Raw genomic sequence first — 19,132 nt, 5'->3', positions numbered from 1 at the left:
ATGCTCGAACGATCATTACAACTGCGGTCTAAAATCCCGTCGTCCTACTCCCAGGGAATCCATTACGTGAAATCCATCCTCGCATTGTTAGCCCTTGTGGCCCTGCCGGTCATGGCAGCCGAGCCGACCCTTTATGGTCGTTATGAATACATCAAGCTGCCGGAAATCGGTGGCCAGGTCCTCAAGGCCAAGATGGACACCGGCGCGCTGACAGCATCCCTGTCGGCCAAGGACATCGAAACCTTCACCCGCGATGGCGAAGATTGGGTGCGCTTCCGTCTGGGTACCAAGGATGCGAGCAACAAGGTCTTCGAACACAAAGTCTTGCGCATCAGCAAAATCAAAAGCCGCGCCGACGAGGAAGATGAAAAAGACACGACGGACGTCGCCAAGCGTCCGGTCGTCGAACTGGAACTGTGCCTGGGCAGCATCAAGCGCACGGTCGAGGTCAACCTGACCGACCGCAGCAGTTTCAATTACCCGCTGCTGATCGGTGCCAAGGCATTACGTGAGTTTGGTGCGGCGGTGAACCCGGCCAGACGCTTTGTCGCGGATAAGCCTGACTGCTGATTGACGCCGAATCAGCCTTGGGGCACCGTTCGCCCACTTAATTGCCGGGCTTGGATGCCATGCCTCATATCCTGATTGTCGAAGACGAAGCGGCAATTGCCGATACGCTGATTTTTGCCTTGCAGGGCGAAGGCTTTACCACTACGTGGTTGAGCCTCGGCGCGGCGGCGCTCGAACATCAGCGCATGACACCTGCAGACTTGATCATTCTGGATATCGGCCTTCCGGATATCAGCGGCTTCGAGACCTGTAAACAGTTGCGGCGCTTCAGCGAAGTGCCGGTGATGTTCCTCAGTGCCCGCGACGGCGAGATCGATCGGGTCGTGGGGCTGGAGATCGGCGCCGACGATTACGTCGTCAAGCCATTCAGCCCTCGGGAAGTCGCGGCGCGAGTCCGGGCGATTCTCAAACGCATGGCGCCGCGTGCGGTGAACGAGTCGTCCAGCGCCGTGTTCCAGGTCGACATTGATCGCGTGCAGATCAGCTATCGCGGTCAACCCCTGGGCCTGACTCGCCACGAGTTTCGTCTGTTGCAGTGTTTGCTGGAGCAACCCGAGCGGGTCTTCAGTCGCGAGCAACTGCTCGATGCGCTGGGGGTCGCCGCCGATGCGGGTTATGAGCGCAGCATCGACAGCCACATCAAAAGCCTGCGCGCCAAGCTGCGTCTGGTGGCTGCCAATGCGGAGCCGATCCAGACTCACCGTGGCCTCGGTTACAGCTACAGCCCGGGGAATAGCTGATGCCGTTGGGAATCCGGATCTTCCTGGTCTATGTACTGTTCATCGGCCTGACCGGTTACTTCGTGCTCAACACGGTGATGGAGGAAATCCGCCCAGGCGTTCGACAGTCCACCGAAGAAACCCTGGTGGACACCGCCAATCTGATGGCCGAAATCCTGCGCGATGACTTCAAGGCTGGCACCCTCAACCAGAATCGCTGGCCCGAGTTGCTCAAGGCTTACGGCGAGCGGCAGCCGGCGGCGACAATCTGGGGTTTGCCAAAAAATTCGGTCAACCACCGTATCTACGTCACGGATGCCAAGGGCATCGTGGTGCTGGACTCCCGTGGCGTAGCAGTGGGCCAGGACTATTCGCGCTGGAACGATGTGTACCTGACCTTGCGCGGCGAATACGGCGCACGCTCGACCCGCAGCATCGCTGACGATGCCACTTCTTCGGTGATGCACGTCGGCGCACCGATCCGCGATAACGGGCAGATTATCGGCGTGGTCACCGTGGCCAAGCCCAACAGCTCATTGCAGCCTTACGTCGACCGCACCGAACGTCGATTGCTTTGGTACGGCGCCGGGTTGATCGGCCTCGGCTTGTTGTTCGGTGCGGCGTTGTCCTGGTGGCTGAGTGTCGCATTACGGCAGTTGACCGCTTACGCCCAGGCGGTCAGCGAAGGTCGACGGGCCGAGCTGCCACACTATCGCGGCGCAGAGCTGGAGCAACTGGCCACGGCGGTGGAGCGCATGCGCACGCAACTGGAAGGCAAGGCTTACGTCGAACGATACGTGCATACACTGACTCACGAACTGAAGAGCCCGTTGGCGGCGATTCGCGGTGCCGCCGAGTTGCTGCAAGGCGAGATGCCGGCAACACAACAACAGCGCTTTGTCCGCAATATCGACAGTGAAAGTGCGCGGATGCAGCAGTTGATCGAGCGCTTGTTGAACCTGGCGCAGGTCGAACAGCGTCAAGGGCTGGAAGAGCGTGTACCGGTGCCGTTGGCAGCATTGGTCGATGAGTTGCTCAGCGGTCAGCATGCGCGTATCGAGCGCAAGCAGTTGAAGATCGAAAAGCAGATTTCAACCGATCTGGGTGTGCTGGGCGAGCCGTTCTTGCTGCGTCAGGCACTGGGAAATCTGTTGGAGAACGCTCTGGATTTCTCCCCGTCCCACGGCGTCTTGCGCTTCACCGCCGAACGGCATGCCGAGCAGGTCGAATTCAAACTGTTCAATCAGGCCGAACCGATTCCGGATTACGCCCTGGGGCGTTTGAGCGAACGCTTCTATTCACTGCCACGCCCGGACAGTGGACGTAAAAGTACCGGCCTTGGGCTTAACTTCGTTGAAGAAGTAGTCAAGTTGCATGGGGGTGAGTTGCATGTCTGTAATGTGCCGGGCGGCGTCGAGGTGACGCTGCGATTGCCTTCATAAGCTAAAAGATCGCAGCCTGCGATCTTTTGCTTCTCCACACACTCTCCACATTTCCCCCATAAAACCCTCACAGCTATCTTCCAGACTCTCCCTCATTCGAACAGGGAGAGACCCATGAACCGCAGCTTGGCCATAAAACTTGGGGCAATTGCCCTTCTGATTGTGCTGTTGATGATCCCATTGCTGATGATCGGCGGGGTGATTTTTGACCGCCAGCAACTGCGCAACGGTGTCCTTGAGGACATCGCCCGTAGTTCCAGCTACAGCCAGCAATTGAGCGGGCCGCTGATGGTGGTGCCGTATCGCAAGGTGGTCAGGACGTGGAAAACCAACGAAAAAACCAGCGAGCGTTATCAGGAAACGACTCAGGAACGGGGGCGACTGTATTTCCTTCCTGAACGTTTCGAACTCGATGGTCTGGTTCAAACCGAACTGCGCGCCCGTGGCATTTACGAGGCGCGGCTGTTTCACGCGGATAACCGGATCAGCGGGCACTTTTCTATCCCGGAGCACTTGGGCATCAAGGAGGACTTTTCCGACTACCAGTTTGACCAGCCGTTCCTGGCCGTGGGCATCAGCGATATTCGTGGTATCGAAAACGCCTTGAAGCTTGAACTCGATGACCAACGCCTGGACTTTGTTCCGGGTACGCAAGTGGACTGGCTGGGCGAGGGCGTGCACGCCAGTCTGCCGGTGCTGGATGCGAACAAAGCCACAGAACTGGCCTTCGGTTTTGACCTGCGTCTGCAAGGCACTGGTCAGTTGCAGATCACCCCGGTAGGTAAAACCAGCAAAGTCAGTTTGAAAGCCAACTGGCCGCATCCAAGCTTTATCGGCAACTACCTGCCAGCCCAGCGTGAGATAAGTGCTGAAGGTTTCAGCGCCAATTGGCAGGCCTCGTTCTTTTCCACCAATCTGGAAGAGGCACTCAATAGCTGCTTGTCCCATTCCAGCTGTGAAGAGTTCAAAAGCCGCAGTTTCGGCGTCAGCTTCATCGACCCGGTGGATCAGTACCTCAAAAGCGATCGGGCGATCAAATACGCGCTGCTGTTTATCGTGTTGACCTTTGCCGGCTTCTTTCTCTTCGAAGTGCTGAAAAGCCTCGCGGTGCACCCGGTTCAATACGCCTTGGTGGGCGTGGCGCTGGCGTTCTTCTACCTGCTGTTGTTGTCGCTCTCCGAGCACATCGGCTTTGCCCTGGCGTATCTGCTGTCGGCCGCTGCCTGCGTGTTGTTGATCGGTTTTTATGTTTGCCATGTGCTGCGCAGTGCGCGCCACGGGTTGAGTTTTTCGGCGGGATTGGCGGCGCTCTACGGTTTGCTTTACGGCTTGTTGAGTGCCGAGGATTACGCGCTGTTGATGGGCTCGCTGCTGTTGTTCGGCTTGCTGGGCGTGTTTATGGTGCTGACCCGTAAACTCGACTGGTACGGGATTGGCCAGGGCAGGATCGCCAAGCCAGAGGTGGTGTATGAGTAGGTCGCTGGGGTTGCGCGAGGATCAGTTGCAGGGTGAATGGTTGGCGATGCAGATTGCCGGGTTGTTTACGCTGGAGCGGGGGGATGTCCTCATCGGCAAGCCCCGCTCCCTCAGATCCGCCGGTGCTGCTAAACCTTCGGCACGGTCGCCAGCATCGACGGCCGCTGACTTACTTCGGCATACCAGGCGCTGAGTTGCGGATTGCTCTTGCGCCACTCCAGGTCCGGATGACGCAAATCCAGATATCCAAGGGCGCAGGCAACGCTGATGGCCGCGACGTCGAAATGGCTGGTCAGCTCGGCGATGGCGTCGGCTTCCAGCACCGCCAGGGCCCGGCGGATCTTGTCGCGCTGGGCGTCGAGCCATTGGTCCCAGTGTTTCTCTGGAGCGCGCAGGGCGAGTTCGTAACGGATCAGCACTGCGGCGTCCATGATCCCGTCGGCCAGTGCGGCCAGAGTCAGGCGCCGCCAGCGTGCCGTGCCTTCGCGAGGGATCAGCGGGTTGCCGACATGTTGCTGATCGAGGTATTCGAGGATCACCCGGCTGTCGTACAACACGTTGCCGTCGTCCAGGCGCAACGCCGGAATCTTGCCCAGCGGGTTGTCCTGGTTCAACGCGGCATCAGGGCTGACCGGGGTCAATTGGCTGTGCTGCAGCGCCACGCGGTCCAGTTGACCGGTTTCATGCAGCAGCACCATCACTTTGCGCACGTAAGGCGAAGCAGGGTTGTGGAACAAGGTCATGCTGGGGGCGGACATGGACATTCCTCGGCTGTATTCAGGGAGCATGTGGCAGAGATCTAGCCTAGTAAGTTCCGGCGCGGCTGGCGAGGGTTTAGTGGTGCTGACAAGCTCGCTATCGCGGGCAAGCCTTGCTCCTACAGATTCGCGTGTTGTCTGTAGGAGCAAGGCTTGCCCGCGATGACGTCAGAACAGGCGCTGAACACCTAGAAGGAATGGCTTTGCTGCCGGCGTTTCCACTGGCTTAACCGCTGTTGCAGATTCAGTGGGCTGTGAATCTGCTGCATTCGTGCGCGGTTGAACAGGATCAACACTAACTCAGCCGTGGCCATGGCGTCGGCGCTGGCGTTATGGCGCTCGAAGACTTGCAGCTTGAACCACTTGATCCAGTCGTCCAGCCCGGCTTCGCGGATGTTTGCCTGTGGGCACAGCAGTGGCGCCATGTCGGCCACATCAAGGAAAGGATGCTGCAAGCGATAACCCAGGCTGTCCTTCAAGGCGCGACCGAGCATGTGCTGGTCGAACGGTGCATGAAACGCCAGCAACGGACTGTCACCGACAAACTCCAAGAAATCCAGCAACGCGTCCCGCGGATCGCTGCCAGCGGCAATCGCGCTTGGGCCCAGGCCATGAAGTAACACGCTAGGCCCGAGTTTGTGGCCGTTGCGCTGCAAGGTTCGCTCGAACTGCTGACTGAAATCGATCGCGCCGTCTTCGATCACCACGGCACCGATCGACAGCACCACGTCCTTGTTCAGGTTCAGCCCGGTGGTTTCCAGATCGACCACCACCCAGCGTTGCTCGCGCAGGCTGCATTCGCCCAGCGTCGGGGCGCTTGGCAGTTGGTCCAGGCGCTGTTGCTGCGCAGCGGTCAATGTCGGCCCGGCGGGGCGTAGCCAGGAAAACAGCTTCATAGCTGATACCGCAGGGCCAGGCTGCTTTGCAGGCGTTGGGCCTGGCGCAGGGACTCACGCAGGATTCGCCGGTCCAGATGATTCAAGCTGTCGGGATCGACCCGATTGGAATAGGGCAGGTTCTCACGGGTCTGTCGCTGATGCTGCTGCATGCGGGTTTGCTGGATGAAGTGATAGGCCTCTTCATAGGCCGCACCGTCCAGCGGGTCGATGACTTCTTTGGCCACCAGTTGACGAAAGCGCTCCAGGGTATTGTTGGCCCCGATGCCATGGGCCAGCGCCAATAGCCGGGCACCGTCGACAAACGGGGTCAGCCCTTGGACTTTCAGGTCGAGAGTGGCTTTTTCACCGTTCTTTTTCTCCAGCACGAACTCGCGGAAACGCCCGACAGGCGGGCGTTGGCGCAGGGCGTTCATGGCCAGCATGCGCTGGAACAGCCGATTGTCTGCTACCTGATCGAGAATCGCGCGGCGCAATTGCTCGCAGCCTTGCTCATCGCCCCAGACCACCCGCAGGTCGAAGTAAATGCTCGACCCGAGCAAATTCTCGGGCGTTGCTTCGCGGATAAACGCCGCGAAACGCCGCGCCCATTCGGCACGGGACAAACACAGCTGCGGGTTGCCAGCCATGATATTGCCCTTGCACAGCGTAAAGCCGCAGAGCGCCAGGCTCTGATTAATCTGCTGGGCGATCGGCAACAGCTTGCTGCGAATCTCGGCCGCCTGCACCGCATCGCGCGCTTCGAAGAGAATGCCGTTGTCCTGATCGGTGTGCAGTGTCTGCTCGCGGCGACCTTCGCTGCCGAAGCACAGCCAGCTGAACGGTATGCCGGGGTCGCCTTTATCGGCCAGCGTGAGCTCGATGACCCGGCACACGGTGTGATCGTTGAGCAAGGTGATGATGTGGGTGATTTGGGTGGAGGACGCGCCATGGGCGAGCATGCGCTCGACCAGCTGGCCGATTTCACCGCGCAGCGCCACCAGGTTTTCCACCCGTGGCGCGCTGCGAATGGTGCGTGCCAAGTGCACCAGATCGACGCGTTGCAGGGAAAACAGGTCGCGTTCCGAGACTACACCGCACAACCGTTGGTCCTTGACCAGGCAGACGTGAGCGATGTGCCGCTCGGTCATGGCAATGGCCGCATCGAACGCGCTGTGGTCCGGCGTCAGGAAGAATGGCGCGTGGATCATGTGCCGGTCGATGGGCTGATTGAAGTCACTGGTGCCATCGGCGACCACCTGACGCAAGTCGCGCAGGGTGAAAATTCCCAGCGGGGCTTTCTGCTCATCGACCACCACGATGCTGCCGACCTGCTGCTCGTGCATCAGGGTCACGGCTTCACGCAGTGGGGTCGCAGGGCTACAGGTCACGGGATGGCGCATGGCCAATTCGCCGAGGCGGGTATTGAGCGAATACTGGGTGCCGAGGGTTTCCACGGCTTTTTGCTGGACCTGCTGATTGACCTGATCCAGCAGGCTGCTGACGCCGCGTAGGGCAAAGTCGCGAAACGTGCTGGAAAGGGCGAACAGCTTGATGAAGGCCTGCTTGTTCAGCTGTAGGCAAAAGGTGTCTTCGGCGGCCAGGTGCTCGGTGCGGGTTGCACGCTCGCCCAGTAGTGCTGCGAGGGGGAAACACTCGCCAGTGGTGATTTCAAAGGTGGTTTCGGTGCCACCCTTGGCCGTGTGCGGGCGTTCGCCGACCACCCGGCCCTGTTTGACGATGTAAAAATGCTCAACCGGTCCGTCCGCAGGCTTGATGATGCTCTCGCCCGGGCCGTAGAAGCGCAATTGGCATTGTTCGACCAGGTAGGCCAGGTGCGCGTGTTCCATCTGGTTGAACGGCGGGAAACGCTGAAGGAACTGCAAGGTGCCCTGGATGTTCTGCAGCACCGCTGTTTTCCCTGCCTGGGTGAAGGCATCCGCTTTACTCATAACCATTACCGCAGTCTTTTTCGATTTGTTGTTGTCGGAGTCACTGCCATGGTCGGCCCCTGCGTGAAGAGTGCCCATTGGACGTAAGTCTAGGTCGTGGTGCAGGAAGCGAAATTTCGGAAATACCCTACGCTAATAATGCGCAAAACCGCTGGTTAGCCCACTTGGAAAACTATTCGGCGAAGCGCACATTTAAGTTCTGCTTAGCGATGTCCGACCATGGTGCTAGGGGATTAATCTGAATATGTAGAGAGATTTATGTCCGACCACGATATTTTGAGCGATGCCGAACGTGAAGCGTTGAGTGCAGTCATGCACGAACCGGACTTGCCAGCACAGCGTGTGCTGATTGTCGACGACGATAAGGACACGCGTGAGCTGCTTTCGGAAATTCTTGCGCTTGATGGCATCCGCAGCATGACGGCAGCCAGTGGCGAAAGCGCACTCAAACTGTTGGATTCGAACAAGTCGATCGGGTTGCTCATCACCGATCTGCGAATGCGTCACATCGATGGTCTGGAGCTGGTCCGTGAAGTGCGTGAGTCGGAACGGGCGGCATTGCCGATCATCATCGTTTCCGGTGACGCCAAAGCCCGGGATGTCATTGATGCCATGCACTTGAGCGTGGTGGATTTTCTGCTCAAGCCCATCGATAGCAAAGAGCTGTTGGTATTGGTCAAGCATCAGCTGGGGATGGATATATGAGTCACTGAAAAGATCGCAGCCTGTTTCAAACAAAAAAGCCCTGATCTCTCGATCAGGGCTTTTTCATGTCGTTAACGCTTATTCACAGGCCATTGGCAGCCTTGAACTCGCGACGGCGACGGTGCAGGACCGGCTCGGTGTAGCCGTTCGGCTGCTTGGTGCCTTCGATCACCAGTTCGACCGCCGCCTGGAAGGCGATGTTGCTGTCGAAGTTCGGTGCCAGCGGACGGTACAGCGGGTCGTTGGCGTTCTGGCGGTCAACCACCGGCGCCATGCGCTTGAGGGTTTCCAGCACCTGGGCTTCGCTGACGATGCCATGACGCAGCCAGTTGGCGATGTGCTGGCTGGAGATACGCAGCGTTGCACGGTCTTCCATCAGGCCGACGTCGTTGATGTCCGGCACTTTTGAACAGCCCACGCCCTGGTCGATCCAGCGCACCACATAACCGAGGATGCCCTGGGCGTTGTTGTCCAGTTCATTCTGGATCTGTTGCGCTGTCCAGTTGGGATTGCTTGCCAGCGGGATGGTCAGGATGTCGTCCAGCGATGCGCGAGCGCGCTTGGCCAGTTCGGCCTGACGGGCGAACACGTCAACCTTGTGGTAATGCAGCGCGTGCAGCGCAGCAGCGGTCGGCGAAGGGACCCAGGCGGTATTGGCACCGGCCAGCGGGTGAGCGATTTTCTGCTCGAGCATGGCAGCCATCAGATCGGGCATGGCCCACATGCCTTTACCGATTTGCGCACGACCTTGCAGGCCGGTGCTCAAGCCGATGTCGACGTTCCAGTTTTCGTAGGCGCTGATCCACTTTTCAGCCTTCATGTCGGCCTTGCGCACCATCGCGCCGGCTTCCATGGACGTGTGGATTTCATCACCGGTACGGTCGAGGAAGCCGGTGTTGATGAAGACCACGCGCTCGCTGGCAGCCTTGATACAGGCCTTGAGGTTGACCGTGGTACGCCGCTCTTCGTCCATGATGCCGACTTTGAGGGTATTGCGTGGCAACTCGAGCACGTCTTCGATGCGCCCGAACAGTTCGTTGGTGAACGCCGCTTCTTCCGGACCGTGCATTTTCGGTTTAACGATGTAGACCGAACCGGTACGGCTGTTCTTGCGGGTGGTGTTGCCGTTAAGGCTGTGCAGCGCCGCGAGGTTGGTGACCAGGCCGTCGAGGATACCTTCCGGCACTTCGTTGCCGTTCTTGTCGAGGATCGCGTCGATGGTCATCAAGTGGCCGACATTGCGCACGAACAACAGCGAGCGGCCGTGCAGGCTCAGTTCGCTACCGTCGGGCGCGGTGTAGGTGCGGTCGGCGTTCATGGTGCGGGTAAAGGTCTTGCCACCCTTGGCGACTTCTTCCGACAGATCGCCTTTCATCAGGCCGAGCCAGTTGCGGTAGATCACCACTTTGTCATCGGCATCGACAGCGGCCACGGAGTCTTCGCAGTCCATGATGGTGGTCAGCGCGGCTTCCATCAGGACGTCTTTGACACCGGCGTCGTCGGTCTGGCCGACCGGTGTGCTGGCGTTGATCTGGATTTCGAAATGCAGACCGTTGTTTTTCAGCAGGATCGCGGTCGGCGCCGCAGCATCGCCGTGGAAGCCGATCAGCTGTGCGTCGTTGCGCAGGCCGCTGTTGCTGCCACCTTTGAGGCTGACTACCAGTTTGCGATCAACAATCTTGTAGCCGGTGGAATCGACGTGAGAGCCGGCAGCCAATGGCGCGGCTTCGTCGAGGAAGGCGCGGGCGAAGGCGATGACCTTGTCGCCGCGTACCTTGTTGTAGCCTTTGCCTTTTTCCGCGCCGTCGGCGGAGCTGATGGCATCAGTGCCATACAGCGCGTCGTACAACGAACCCCAGCGGGCGTTCGAAGCGTTGAGGGCGAAGCGGGCATTCATCACCGGAACCACCAGTTGTGGACCGGCCATACGGGCGATTTCGTCGTCGACGTTTTGCGTCGTTGCCTGGAAATCGGCCGCTTCCGGCAGCAGATAACCGATGTCTTGCAGGAAGGCTTTGTAGGCCACAGCGTCATGCGCAAGACCAGCACGGGACTGGTGCCAGGCATCGATTTTCGCCTGGAGGTCGTCGCGTTTGGCGAGTAGGGCTTTGTTCTTCGGCGCCAGGTCGTGAATGACCTTGTCGGCACCGGCCCAGAACTTGTCGGCGGTGAGGCCGGAACCGGGAATGGCTTCGTTGTTCACGAAGTCGAACAGGACTTTGGCGACCTGCAGGCCACCGACTTGAACGTGTTCAGTCATTGCTTGCCTCACTCTGCTCAGCTATTTCGCTTTTCAGCTCTTCAATTTGACAATGAAGCCTCTGGCCATTTAAACCACAAACCCCTCTACCAGTACATGCCATTGCTGGCGGCTGGGTGGTTCCAATCAACGGCGTAAAGCCTTGCTGACGGGGCTTTGAGGGTTGCGATGGCGCCTGGGCAGACATCGATCCAACGTTATGTAGTGCGCGCTGCGGCATACTACATGATGAATTGCGGTTGTGAAAATTAGACTAATTACGTCGTTTGGCGACCCGGTCAGGCTATCCGGTCACGCCGGGGGACAGGATGTTCTCAAAAAACTATTGGATTGTTCCAGATAAATCTAAAAACTTGTACACATAATATTGAATTCACTGCTATGGGGCTTTGATTTTTTTGCTGCCGCGCTGAATTGGGTCCCTTGCCTATACTTGCCTTTCTATAACAAAAGTCATGACAAGAGGGCTGCGCCATGGACCACCTCGTACTCACCGTATTCGCCCCGGACAAGCCCGGCCAGGTGGAACGCATCGCCCAATGCATTGCCGAGCATGGTGGTAACTGGCTGGAGAGTCGCATGTCACGGATGGCCGGGCAGTTTGCCGGGATCCTTCGGGTTGGCGTGCCAGCCGAGGGCTACGACGAACTGGTCGATGCACTTCAGGCGTTGTCCGCCCAAGGGATTCGGGTGCTGATCGCCGAAAGCAGTATCGAGCAATCCTGCACCTGGAAGCCGATTGCCATGGAGCTGGTTGGTAACGACCGACCAGGAATAGTCCGTGACATCACACGTTTGTTGAGTGAACAGGGGGTCAACCTTGAGCGCTTGGTAACCGACGTGCGTCCGGCGCCGATGAGCAGTGAGCCGCTGTTCCACGCCGAAGCGATTCTTGCGGTGCCGCTGACCCTTTCCCTGGACGTGCTGCAGTCGCGGCTGGAGACCCTGGCCGATGATTTGATGGTGGAGTTGGTGCTGCGCAGCGAGCCATGAACGGGTTATCCAAGTAAAGCGTGCACCCGCCTGTGGATAACCTGTAGAGATACGTCTCCAGCCCACGCCGGCCGGGGCTCATCAGTGATTGATCAAAAAACCAGCAGTTTCAAGGGCTTGTGCACAAACGGCGGGGATCACGCTGTGGATAACCTTGGGAAGGATGCTTGCAGGCCACGTCGGTCGTGGCCTGCAAGGGTTTGTACGTTTTTTGATCAGCGGCGGCGACGTAAACTCATCCAGGCGTCGATGCTGTAAACCGCCAGGCCTGCCCAGATAAACATGAAGGCCACCAGCGTGGTGGACGACAGGTGTTCGCCAAACAGCAGTACGGCTTGCAGCAGCACCAGCGTCGGTGCCAGGTATTGCAGGAAGCCGAGGGTGGTGTACGGCAGGTGCCGAGCAGCAGCGTTGAAACAGACCAGCGGCACCAGCGTTACCGGGCCGGCAGCGACCAGCCACCACGCTTCGGACGTAGTCCAGAACGCTGCTTGCGCGCTGGTAGCGGTTGGATTGAAGAGCAGCCAGGCAAGGGCAATCGGTACCAGCATCCAGGTTTCCACCACCAGCCCGGGCAATGCTTTGACCGGAGCCTGTTTGCGGATCAATCCGTAGAAGCCGAAGGTCAGCGCCAACACCAGCGACACCCACGGCAGGCTGCCGACTTGCCAGACTTGCTGCGCGACGCCAACGGTGGCCAGCCCGACGGCGACCCACTGCAGGCGTCTCAAGCGTTCGCCAAGGATCAGCATGCCCAGCAGCACGTTCACCAGCGGGTTGATGTAGTAACCGAGGCTGGCCTCAAGCATGCGTCCGTTATTCACCGACCAGACGTAGGTCAGCCAGTTGGTCGCGATCAGCGTGCCGCTCAGTGCAAGGACTGCCAGCCGCCGAGGGTTTTCGCGCAGTTCACGCCACCAGCCCGGATGCTTCCAGACCATCAGTAGCAAGGCGCCGAACAGCGCTGACCAAAGTACCCGGTGGATGATGATTTCTACGGCAGGTACGTCGGCGATGGCTTTGAAGTAGAGCGGGAATAATCCCCAGATGATGTAGGCACTCAGGCCCAATATGTACCCGCGACGCAGGTTGGCGGCTTGCATGCAGAATCCTTGCTTAGGCAGCTAACAAAGGGGGGATTGTAAGGAGATTTGACCGGGTGTGTCCCGTTCGCTTTGGTGTAGGAGCGAGGCTTGCCCGCGATGGACGATGACGCGGTCTGTCAGATTGACCGCGTCGTGCCCATCGCGGGCAAGCCTTGCGCCTACAGGGACCGTGGTGGATCAGAACAACTTCAACGGTTCTTCGTTGAGGGCCGCCAGTTGCTCACGCAATGCGAGCACCTGGTCGCCCCAATAACGTTCGGTGCCAAACCACGGAAAGCTGTGGGGGAACGCCGGGTCATCCCAACGACGGGCCAGCCACGCGCTGTAATGCATCAGGCGCAGGGCACGCAGTGGTTCGATCAGCGCCAGTTCACGGGGGTTGAAGTCGTGGAACTCGCTGTAGCCGTCCATCAGTTCCGACAACTGACCGAGACATTCCTGACGATCGCCGGCGAGCATCATCCATAGGTCCTGCACTGCCGGCCCCATTCGACAGTCGTCGAGGTCGACGATGTGGAACATCTCGTCACGGCACATCATGTTGCCGGGGTGGCAATCGCCGTGCATGCGGATGTTCTGGTGCGGCGTGTCTTTGTAGACTTCTTCCACACGCTTGAGCAGGTCGCGGGCGACTGACTCGTAAGCGGGCAGCAAGCTGCGCGGTATGAAGTTGCCTTCGAGCAAGGTGGTCAGCGAATCATGGCCGAAGTTTTTGACGCCCAACGCTTCGCGGTGTTCGAAGGGGCGGGTAGCGCCCACTGCGTGCAAGCGGCCAAGCAATTGCCCCAAACGGTAGAGCTGATCGAGATTGCCCGGCTCCGGCGCACGACCGCCCCGGCGGGGGAACAGGGTGAAGCGGAAACCGGCGTGTTCGTGCAGGCTTTCACCGTTGTGAATCAACGGCGCAACGACAGGCACCTCGCACTCGGCGAGTTCGAAGGTGAAGCGGTGCTCTTCGAGAATGGCAGCGTTGGTCCAGCGTTGCGGACGGTAGAACTTGGCAATCAGCGGTTCGCCATCTTCGATGCCAACTTGATAGACACGGTTTTCATAGCTGTTGAGCGCAAGGACGCGGGCGTCGCTGAGAAAACCGATGCTTTCTACGGCGTCGAGCACCAGATCGGGGGTAAGTGTTTCAAACGGGTGAGACATGCTGACTCCTGCGCGCAGCAGGCTGCCGCGTCCGGCCAAACATGGTAGCGCAGACTGGCACAGATAGGTGGTGACAGTGCTGACGCATTCGCGAGCAAGCCCGCTCCCACAGGTGAGCTCCTGTGTGTCACAGATAGTGTGCACACTGGATAACCAATGTGGGAGCGGGCTTGCTCGCGAAGAGGCCAGGTCAGGCGCCGACGATCCCGCCGTCTACTCGGGTAATCGCCATCACCGAGGAGCGCGGCTTGCCGTTCGGCAAATGCTCGGGGAAGGTTGACCCACCGTTTTCCCCCGGATGCTGAATGCCGACAAACAAGGTCTTCTGGTCCGGCGAAAAGCTGATGCCGGTCACTTCGCAGCCCACCGGGCCGACCATGAATCGGCGGATTTCACCCGTCGCAGGATCGGCACAGAGCATCTGGTTGTTGCCCATACCGGCGAAATCGCCGGCGTTGCTGTAGTCCCCGTCGCTGAGAATCCACAGGCGACCGGCCTTGTCGAATCCCAAGCCATCCGGGCTGTTGAACATGTTGTCTGCTGTGATGTTCGACGAGCCGGCTTTCGCTGTGCCGGCGTGCACGGTCGGGTTGCCTGCCACCACGAACAGATCCCAGCCGAATGTCAGCGATGCGTGGTCATCGCGATCAGTGCGCCAGCGCAGGATTTGCCCATAGACGTTTTTCTCCCGTGGGTTCGGCCCGCCCACCGGTTGCCCGTCTTCGCCGCGCTTGGCGTTGTTGGTCAGGGTGCAATAGACCTGGCCGTCTTGCGGGCTGACCACGATCCACTCTGGACGGTCCATGCGCGTGGCGCCGACGACGCTGGCGGCCAGGCGCGCGTGAATCAGCACCTCGGCCTGATCGGCAAAACCGCTGCCGGCGTCGATACCGTTCTTGCCATGAGTCAGCTCGATCCACTGGCCCTGACCTTTTGGATGGTCGGGGTTGCTGTCGCCGGCATCGAAACGTGCGACGTACAACGTGCCGTGATCCAGCAGGTCATGGTTGGCTTTGGGTGTTGCGTGATTGATCTTGTCGCGGCTGACGAATTTGTAGATGAACTCGCCGCGCTCATCGTCGCCCATGTAGACCACCGCGCGACCGTCGTGGGTCTCGGCCAGGGCCGCGTTTTCGTGTTTGAAACGGCCCAGGGCCGTGCGCTTGACCGGGGTCGATTGCGGGTCGAACGGGTCGATTTCCACCACCCAACCGTGACGGTTGAGTTCGTTGGGGTTTTTCGCCAGGTCAAAACGTGGGTCGTGTTGGTGCCAATTAATCTCTTTGCTGGCGACTGATGCGCCATAGCGCTTTTGTGCTGCGTCGAACTTGTGCTCGGGATTGCTGCTGCCAAAGCAGTCGGTGAAGTTCTCTTCACAGGTCAGATAAGTACCCCAAGGCGTCTTGCCATTGGCGCAGTTCTGGAAGGTTCCGAACACTTTTTTGCCGGTCTTGTCAGCGGCGGTTTTCATCAGCTCATGGCCAGCGGCCGGACCGCTCAACTGCAGCGGCGCGTTGCCGTGGATTCGGCGGTTGTAGCGCGAGCCCTGAACGAATTGCCAGTGGCCGTTCTTGCGCTGCACTTCGATCACCGACACGCCTTCGCAGGCCAGCGCTTTGCGCACTTCTTCGGCTGATTGCGGCATGCCGCCATGGGCGTAGAGGTAGCGATAGTTGGTGTATTCGTTGTTGATCGCCATCAGTGCGCGATTGTCGTCGCCGGGGAAAGCGAACAGGCTCATGCCGTCGTTGTTGTCGCCGAACTGGACTTCCTGGGCCAGGGCGCTGCCATTGCCACTCGGGTCAAAGGCCGGGCCGTCCTTGTGCAGCGGCTGGCCCCAACTGATCAGCACCGAGGACTTGTAACCCGGCGGCAGGGTGATGGTGTCGCTGGTGGCGGCTGCAATGCTGTCGAAACCCAGCAATTTGCTCGAAGCTGCGCTGACACTGGCGGCCAGAACGCTACGGCTCAGCAGGTTGCCACCGAGGAACATCGCCGCACCGCAAAGGGCGCCGGCGCTGATAAAACCACGACGACTGAGGCCGACGATTTTTTCGAGGTCGGTGGCTTGGTTTTCTTCTAATAGGCTCACATCAGGCTCCCTGCTGGTTTTTGCAGCCACCTTAAGGAGCGTCTATGACACAAATGTTGCAGTTTTGATCGGGAAGAGCACAGACCTGTAGCAGCTGCCGAAGGCTGCGTTCGGTGGCGAAGCCGCCGCAAAAAACTGACACCGCGATTCTGAGTCTTTATTTGAGTCGAGAGTATTGCGACTGCTTCGCAGCCGAACGCAGCCTTCGGCAGCTGCTACAGAAAGCGCGGCAGGCCTGATTTAGAGCGGTGTTCCGAGCAAAACGTTGGAGGGCGAGAACTGCACCTGAACGGCTTTTTCGGCGCTCAAACCCAGGGTTTTGAGGTGCTGCGGCTCGGCCAGCGCGCATAGCGTCTGACCGTTGGGCAGGGCGATTCGGACTTCGCTGGGGCCATCTTCGGCGTCGAGAATCTCCTCGACAGTGCCCTTCAGACAATTGTGTCCGGGTGTTGCAAGTTGTCCTGTGCTGAGCAAATCGAGCCAGCCAGCCTTGATCAGCGCCACCACCTCAGTGCCCGTTTCCAGTTCCAGGCGCAGGGTGCTGTCGTGGGTTATTTGCGCCTGAATGATCAGCCCCTCAGCCAGTTCCAGGCTGATCAGATCGTTACGACCGTGAGTGTCGATGGCTGCAACGGTGCCATGCAGCTGATTGCGCGCGCTGGTCCTGAGCATCAGGCGCCCGAGCAAGTCGAGGTCACTGGCGTCTTCGGCAGCTTCCAGCACCTGTGCCTGTAAGGCTTGCAGGCGCTGATAAAGTCGCAGCACCCGTTCACCTTCACTGGACAGTTTTGCGCCACCACCGCCCTTACCGCCGACGCTGCGTTCCACCAGCGGTTTCTGCGCCAGATTGTTCAACTCATCGATCGCATCCCACGCGGCTTTGTAGCTCAGCCCGGCACTTTTCGCGGCGCGGGTGATCGAGCCTTGTTCGGCGATGTGTTGCAGCAAGGCAATGCGCTGCGGACGACGGACGATGTGTTGGGACAACAAAGTAGGCGAGGACATGGCAAGGGGCTGCGAGAGGGTAGTGATGGATTGGGACGTTGGCGGCTTGGCGCGTGAGAGTCAAGTCAGCTCCCCGGGTTTTGGCGTGCGCGCCAGGCAATAAACGTCGACCCGCGCCGCGCCTGCCCCGATCAACAAGCGAGCCAGGCTTTGCGCGGTGGCGCCGGTGGTCAGCACGTCGTCGACCAGCGCCAGGTGGCGGCCCTTGATGTGCGCACCCGGCATCAGTGCGAAAGCGCTGAGCAGGTTCTGTTTGCGTGCCTTGGCGTCCAGATCCTGTTGCGCGGTAGTGTCCTGGATGCGTAGCAGCAGGTTTGCGTCGCAGTTGATCTTCAGGCTGTCGCTGAGCCAGCCGGCGAGCATCGCTGCCTGGTTATAACCCCGCTCACGCAGCCGTTTGCGGGCCAAGGGCACCGCTACCAATGAGTCGGGGCGTTTGAGGCCTTCATCGAAGCGATGTTGCAGGAATTGAGCAAGAAGTTCGGCAAGCAGGCGACCATACGGCCACTTTGCCGCGTGCTTGAAACGGGTGATCAAACTGTCGAGCGGGAAGCTGTAGGTCCAGGGGGCGATCACCTGCTCGAAGGCCGGCGGGTCCTTCAAGCACTGGCCGCAGGTGAGGCCGGCCACGGGCAACGGCAGGGCGCAGGTCTGGCAATGATCGCCGAGCCAGGGCAACTCGGTTTCACAGGAAGTACAAATCGGTTGAGGAGTGTCAGACAGTTCATCGCAAAGTAAACAGATCTGTTCAATTATTGACCAGATGTAAACCGACCCTTTGTATCGTGGTTGACAGCGCATGGCTCTTCCTTAAATATGCCGAACATCCGTGTCGCGTCTGTGGATATTCCGTTCCACAGTCGCTTGCCAAGCATAAACAAGGAAACGCCCATGAGCGCCAGCACCACTGCAAACCTGCGTCATGACTGGTCTTTGGCCGAAGTCAAAGCACTCTTCGTTCAGCCATTCAACGACCTGTTGTTCCAGGCGCAGACGGTGCACCGCGCGCACTTCGACGCCAATCGCGTCCAGGTGTCGACCCTGCTGTCGATCAAAACCGGCGCGTGCCCTGAAGATTGCAAATATTGTCCGCAGTCCGGTCACTACAACACCGGTCTGGAAAAAGAAAAGCTGATGGAAGTGCAGAAGGTCCTCGAAGAGGCTGCTCGCGCCAAGGCCATCGGTTCGACCCGTTTCTGCATGGGCGCCGCCTGGAAGCATCCGTCGGCCAAAGACATGCCGTATGTGCTGGAGATGGTCAAGGGCGTGAAGGCCATGGGCCTGGAAACCTGCATGACCCTCGGCCGTCTCGATCAGGACCAGACCGTAGCCCTGGCCGAAGCCGGCCTCGATTACTACAACCACAACCTTGATACCTCGCCGGAGTTCTACGGCAGCATCATCACCACCCGCACCTACAGCGAGCGCCTGCAAACCCTGGCGTATGTTCGTGATTCGGGGATGAAGATCTGCTCGGGCGGTATTCTCGGTATGGGCGAGTCCCTCGACGACCGCGCCAACCTGCTGATCCAGCTGGCCAACCTGCCGGAGCATCCAGAGTCGGTGCCGATCAACATGCTGGTGAAAGTCGCCGGTACGCCGCTGGAAAATGCCGACGATATCGACCCGTTCGACTTCATCCGCATGCTCGCCGTCGCCCGTATCCTGATGCCGAAATCCCACGTGCGCCTGTCCGCCGGCCGCGAAGCGATGAACGAGCAGATGCAGGCCCTGGCGTTCTTCGCCGGTGCCAACTCGATTTTCTACGGTGAGAAACTGCTGACCACCGCCAACCCGCAGGCTGACAAGGACATGCAACTGTTCTCGCGCCTCGGCATCCTCCCGGAAGCGCGCGAAGAGCACGCCGACGAAGTGCATCAGGCGGCCATTGAGCAAGCGCTGGTCGAGCAGAAAAGCAGCGAGCAGTTCTACAACGCCGCTGTTTGATTGACGCAGAACCCCTGTGGGAGCGGGCTTGCTCGCGAATGCGGTGTGACATTCAGCGTGGGTGTCGACTGTTCTGACGC

Annotated in this window: 16 protein-coding genes; 7 read left to right on the top strand and 9 right to left on the bottom strand. The window is 59.4% G+C overall.

Going from position 1 to position 19,132, the window contains the following annotated elements:
• The first annotated feature begins 66 nt into the window (after positions 1-66).
• The 4 genes from rloA2 (at position 67) to creD (ending at position 4,207) form a co-directional block, all read left to right on the top strand.
• Positions 67-570, top strand: coding sequence for a retropepsin-like aspartic peptidase RloA2 (rloA2, locus tag AC3WK5_RS23490; protein ID WP_103315876.1), 504 nt, complete (start codon positions 67-69; stop codon positions 568-570).
• 59 nt (positions 571-629) lie between these two features.
• A complete protein-coding gene (creB, locus tag AC3WK5_RS23485; RefSeq protein WP_103315877.1) occupies positions 630-1,310 on the top strand; it encodes a two-component system response regulator CreB in 681 nt (226 codons plus the stop codon).
• Complete coding sequence (gene creC / locus AC3WK5_RS23480) at positions 1,310-2,731, top strand: two-component system sensor histidine kinase CreC (RefSeq protein WP_103315878.1); 1,422 nt, start codon at positions 1,310-1,312, stop codon at positions 2,729-2,731. Before creB ends, creC begins: the two co-directional genes overlap by 1 nt.
• A gap of 114 nt (positions 2,732-2,845) precedes the next feature.
• A complete protein-coding gene (gene creD, locus AC3WK5_RS23475) occupies positions 2,846-4,207 on the top strand; it encodes a cell envelope integrity protein CreD (RefSeq protein WP_103315879.1) in 1,362 nt (453 codons plus the stop codon).
• Between the two features lie 128 nt (positions 4,208-4,335).
• Here creD and AC3WK5_RS23470 read toward each other — a convergent pair whose 3' ends face one another.
• The 3 genes from AC3WK5_RS23470 to AC3WK5_RS23460 all read right to left on the bottom strand — a co-directional run bounded on the left by AC3WK5_RS23470 (position 4,336) and on the right by AC3WK5_RS23460 (position 7,798).
• Complete coding sequence (locus AC3WK5_RS23470) at positions 4,336-4,965, bottom strand: glutathione S-transferase (protein ID WP_054594356.1); 630 nt, start codon at positions 4,963-4,965, stop codon at positions 4,336-4,338.
• A 188-nt stretch (positions 4,966-5,153) separates the two neighbouring features.
• A complete protein-coding gene (locus tag AC3WK5_RS23465) occupies positions 5,154-5,861 on the bottom strand; it encodes a 3'-5' exonuclease (protein ID WP_054594355.1) in 708 nt (235 codons plus the stop codon).
• Positions 5,858-7,798 (bottom strand): putative nucleotidyltransferase substrate binding domain-containing protein, encoded by a 1,941-nt coding sequence (locus tag AC3WK5_RS23460; RefSeq protein ID WP_103315913.1) that lies wholly within the window; start codon positions 7,796-7,798, stop codon positions 5,858-5,860. Before AC3WK5_RS23460 ends, AC3WK5_RS23465 begins: the two co-directional genes overlap by 4 nt.
• A 252-nt stretch (positions 7,799-8,050) precedes the next feature.
• Here AC3WK5_RS23460 and AC3WK5_RS23455 point away from each other — a divergent pair, with 252 nt between their 5' ends.
• Entirely contained in the window at positions 8,051-8,497 is a 447-nt protein-coding gene (locus tag AC3WK5_RS23455; protein ID WP_103315881.1) for a response regulator, read from the top strand.
• A gap of 82 nt (positions 8,498-8,579) precedes the next feature.
• Here AC3WK5_RS23455 and AC3WK5_RS23450 read toward each other — a convergent pair whose 3' ends face one another.
• Positions 8,580-10,757: a malate synthase G gene (locus AC3WK5_RS23450; protein WP_103315882.1), complete on the bottom strand. Its 2,178-nt coding sequence runs from the start codon at positions 10,755-10,757 to the stop codon at positions 8,580-8,582.
• A 474-nt stretch (positions 10,758-11,231) separates the two neighbouring features.
• On the opposite strand from AC3WK5_RS23450, the gene AC3WK5_RS23445 reads away from it, so the two are divergent.
• Positions 11,232-11,750, top strand: a complete 519-nt coding sequence (locus AC3WK5_RS23445; RefSeq protein WP_019693970.1) for a glycine cleavage system transcriptional repressor — start codon at positions 11,232-11,234, stop codon at positions 11,748-11,750.
• Positions 11,751-11,965: 215 nt separating this feature from the next.
• On the opposite strand, the gene rarD is transcribed toward AC3WK5_RS23445, so the two are convergent.
• The 5 genes from rarD to AC3WK5_RS23420 form a co-directional block, all read right to left on the bottom strand.
• The gene (gene rarD, locus AC3WK5_RS23440) at positions 11,966-12,853 is read right to left on the bottom strand and encodes an EamA family transporter RarD (RefSeq protein ID WP_103315883.1); all 888 of its coding nucleotides are present in this window, start codon (positions 12,851-12,853) and stop codon (positions 11,966-11,968) included.
• 180 nt (positions 12,854-13,033) lie between these two features.
• Complete coding sequence (locus AC3WK5_RS23435) at positions 13,034-14,008, bottom strand: serine/threonine protein kinase (RefSeq protein WP_019693968.1); 975 nt, start codon at positions 14,006-14,008, stop codon at positions 13,034-13,036.
• A 190-nt stretch (positions 14,009-14,198) separates the two neighbouring features.
• On the bottom strand, positions 14,199-16,100 hold the full coding sequence (locus AC3WK5_RS23430) for a PhoX family protein (protein WP_054594351.1): 1,902 nt from the start codon (positions 16,098-16,100) through the stop codon (positions 14,199-14,201).
• Between the two features lie 240 nt (positions 16,101-16,340).
• Positions 16,341-17,105, bottom strand: coding sequence for a TOBE domain-containing protein (locus AC3WK5_RS23425; RefSeq protein WP_103315885.1), 765 nt, complete (start codon positions 17,103-17,105; stop codon positions 16,341-16,343).
• Between the two features lie 60 nt (positions 17,106-17,165).
• A complete protein-coding gene (locus tag AC3WK5_RS23420; RefSeq protein WP_103315886.1) occupies positions 17,166-17,906 on the bottom strand; it encodes a ComFC family protein in 741 nt (246 codons plus the stop codon).
• Positions 17,907-17,996: 90 nt separating this feature from the next.
• On the opposite strand from AC3WK5_RS23420, the gene bioB reads away from it, so the two are divergent.
• Positions 17,997-19,052: a biotin synthase BioB gene (bioB, locus tag AC3WK5_RS23415; protein ID WP_054594348.1), complete on the top strand. Its 1,056-nt coding sequence runs from the start codon at positions 17,997-17,999 to the stop codon at positions 19,050-19,052.
• Positions 19,053-19,132: the final 80 nt, after the last annotated feature.

It is taken from the genome of Pseudomonas sp. FW306-02-D09B (assembly GCF_058782685.1).
The sequence above is the reverse complement of the archived record's forward strand: the minus strand, read 5'-3'. Positions and strand labels throughout refer to the sequence as shown.

Excerpts from the sequence above, each read along its gene's own strand:
- creB (WP_103315877.1), top strand. The coding sequence starts at position 630 with ATGCCTCATATCCTGATTGTCGAAGACGAAGCGGCAATTGCCGATACG.
- creC (WP_103315878.1), top strand. The coding sequence starts at position 1,310 with ATGCCGTTGGGAATCCGGATCTTCCTGGTCTATGTACTGTTCATCGGC.
- creD (WP_103315879.1), top strand. The coding sequence starts at position 2,846 with ATGAACCGCAGCTTGGCCATAAAACTTGGGGCAATTGCCCTTCTGATT.
- AC3WK5_RS23470 (WP_054594356.1), bottom strand. The coding sequence starts at position 4,965 with ATGTCCGCCCCCAGCATGACCTTGTTCCACAACCCTGCTTCGCCTTAC.
- AC3WK5_RS23465 (WP_054594355.1), bottom strand. The coding sequence starts at position 5,861 with ATGAAGCTGTTTTCCTGGCTACGCCCCGCCGGGCCGACATTGACCGCT.
- AC3WK5_RS23460 (WP_103315913.1), bottom strand. The coding sequence starts at position 7,798 with ATGGTTATGAGTAAAGCGGATGCCTTCACCCAGGCAGGGAAAACAGCG.
- AC3WK5_RS23455 (WP_103315881.1), top strand. The coding sequence starts at position 8,051 with ATGTCCGACCACGATATTTTGAGCGATGCCGAACGTGAAGCGTTGAGT.
- AC3WK5_RS23450 (WP_103315882.1), bottom strand. The coding sequence starts at position 10,757 with ATGACTGAACACGTTCAAGTCGGTGGCCTGCAGGTCGCCAAAGTCCTG.
- AC3WK5_RS23445 (WP_019693970.1), top strand. The coding sequence starts at position 11,232 with ATGGACCACCTCGTACTCACCGTATTCGCCCCGGACAAGCCCGGCCAG.
- rarD (WP_103315883.1), bottom strand. The coding sequence starts at position 12,853 with ATGCAAGCCGCCAACCTGCGTCGCGGGTACATATTGGGCCTGAGTGCC.
- AC3WK5_RS23435 (WP_019693968.1), bottom strand. The coding sequence starts at position 14,008 with ATGTCTCACCCGTTTGAAACACTTACCCCCGATCTGGTGCTCGACGCC.
- AC3WK5_RS23425 (WP_103315885.1), bottom strand. The coding sequence starts at position 17,105 with ATGTCCTCGCCTACTTTGTTGTCCCAACACATCGTCCGTCGTCCGCAG.
- AC3WK5_RS23420 (WP_103315886.1), bottom strand. The coding sequence starts at position 17,906 with ATGCGCTGTCAACCACGATACAAAGGGTCGGTTTACATCTGGTCAATA.
- bioB (WP_054594348.1), top strand. The coding sequence starts at position 17,997 with ATGAGCGCCAGCACCACTGCAAACCTGCGTCATGACTGGTCTTTGGCC.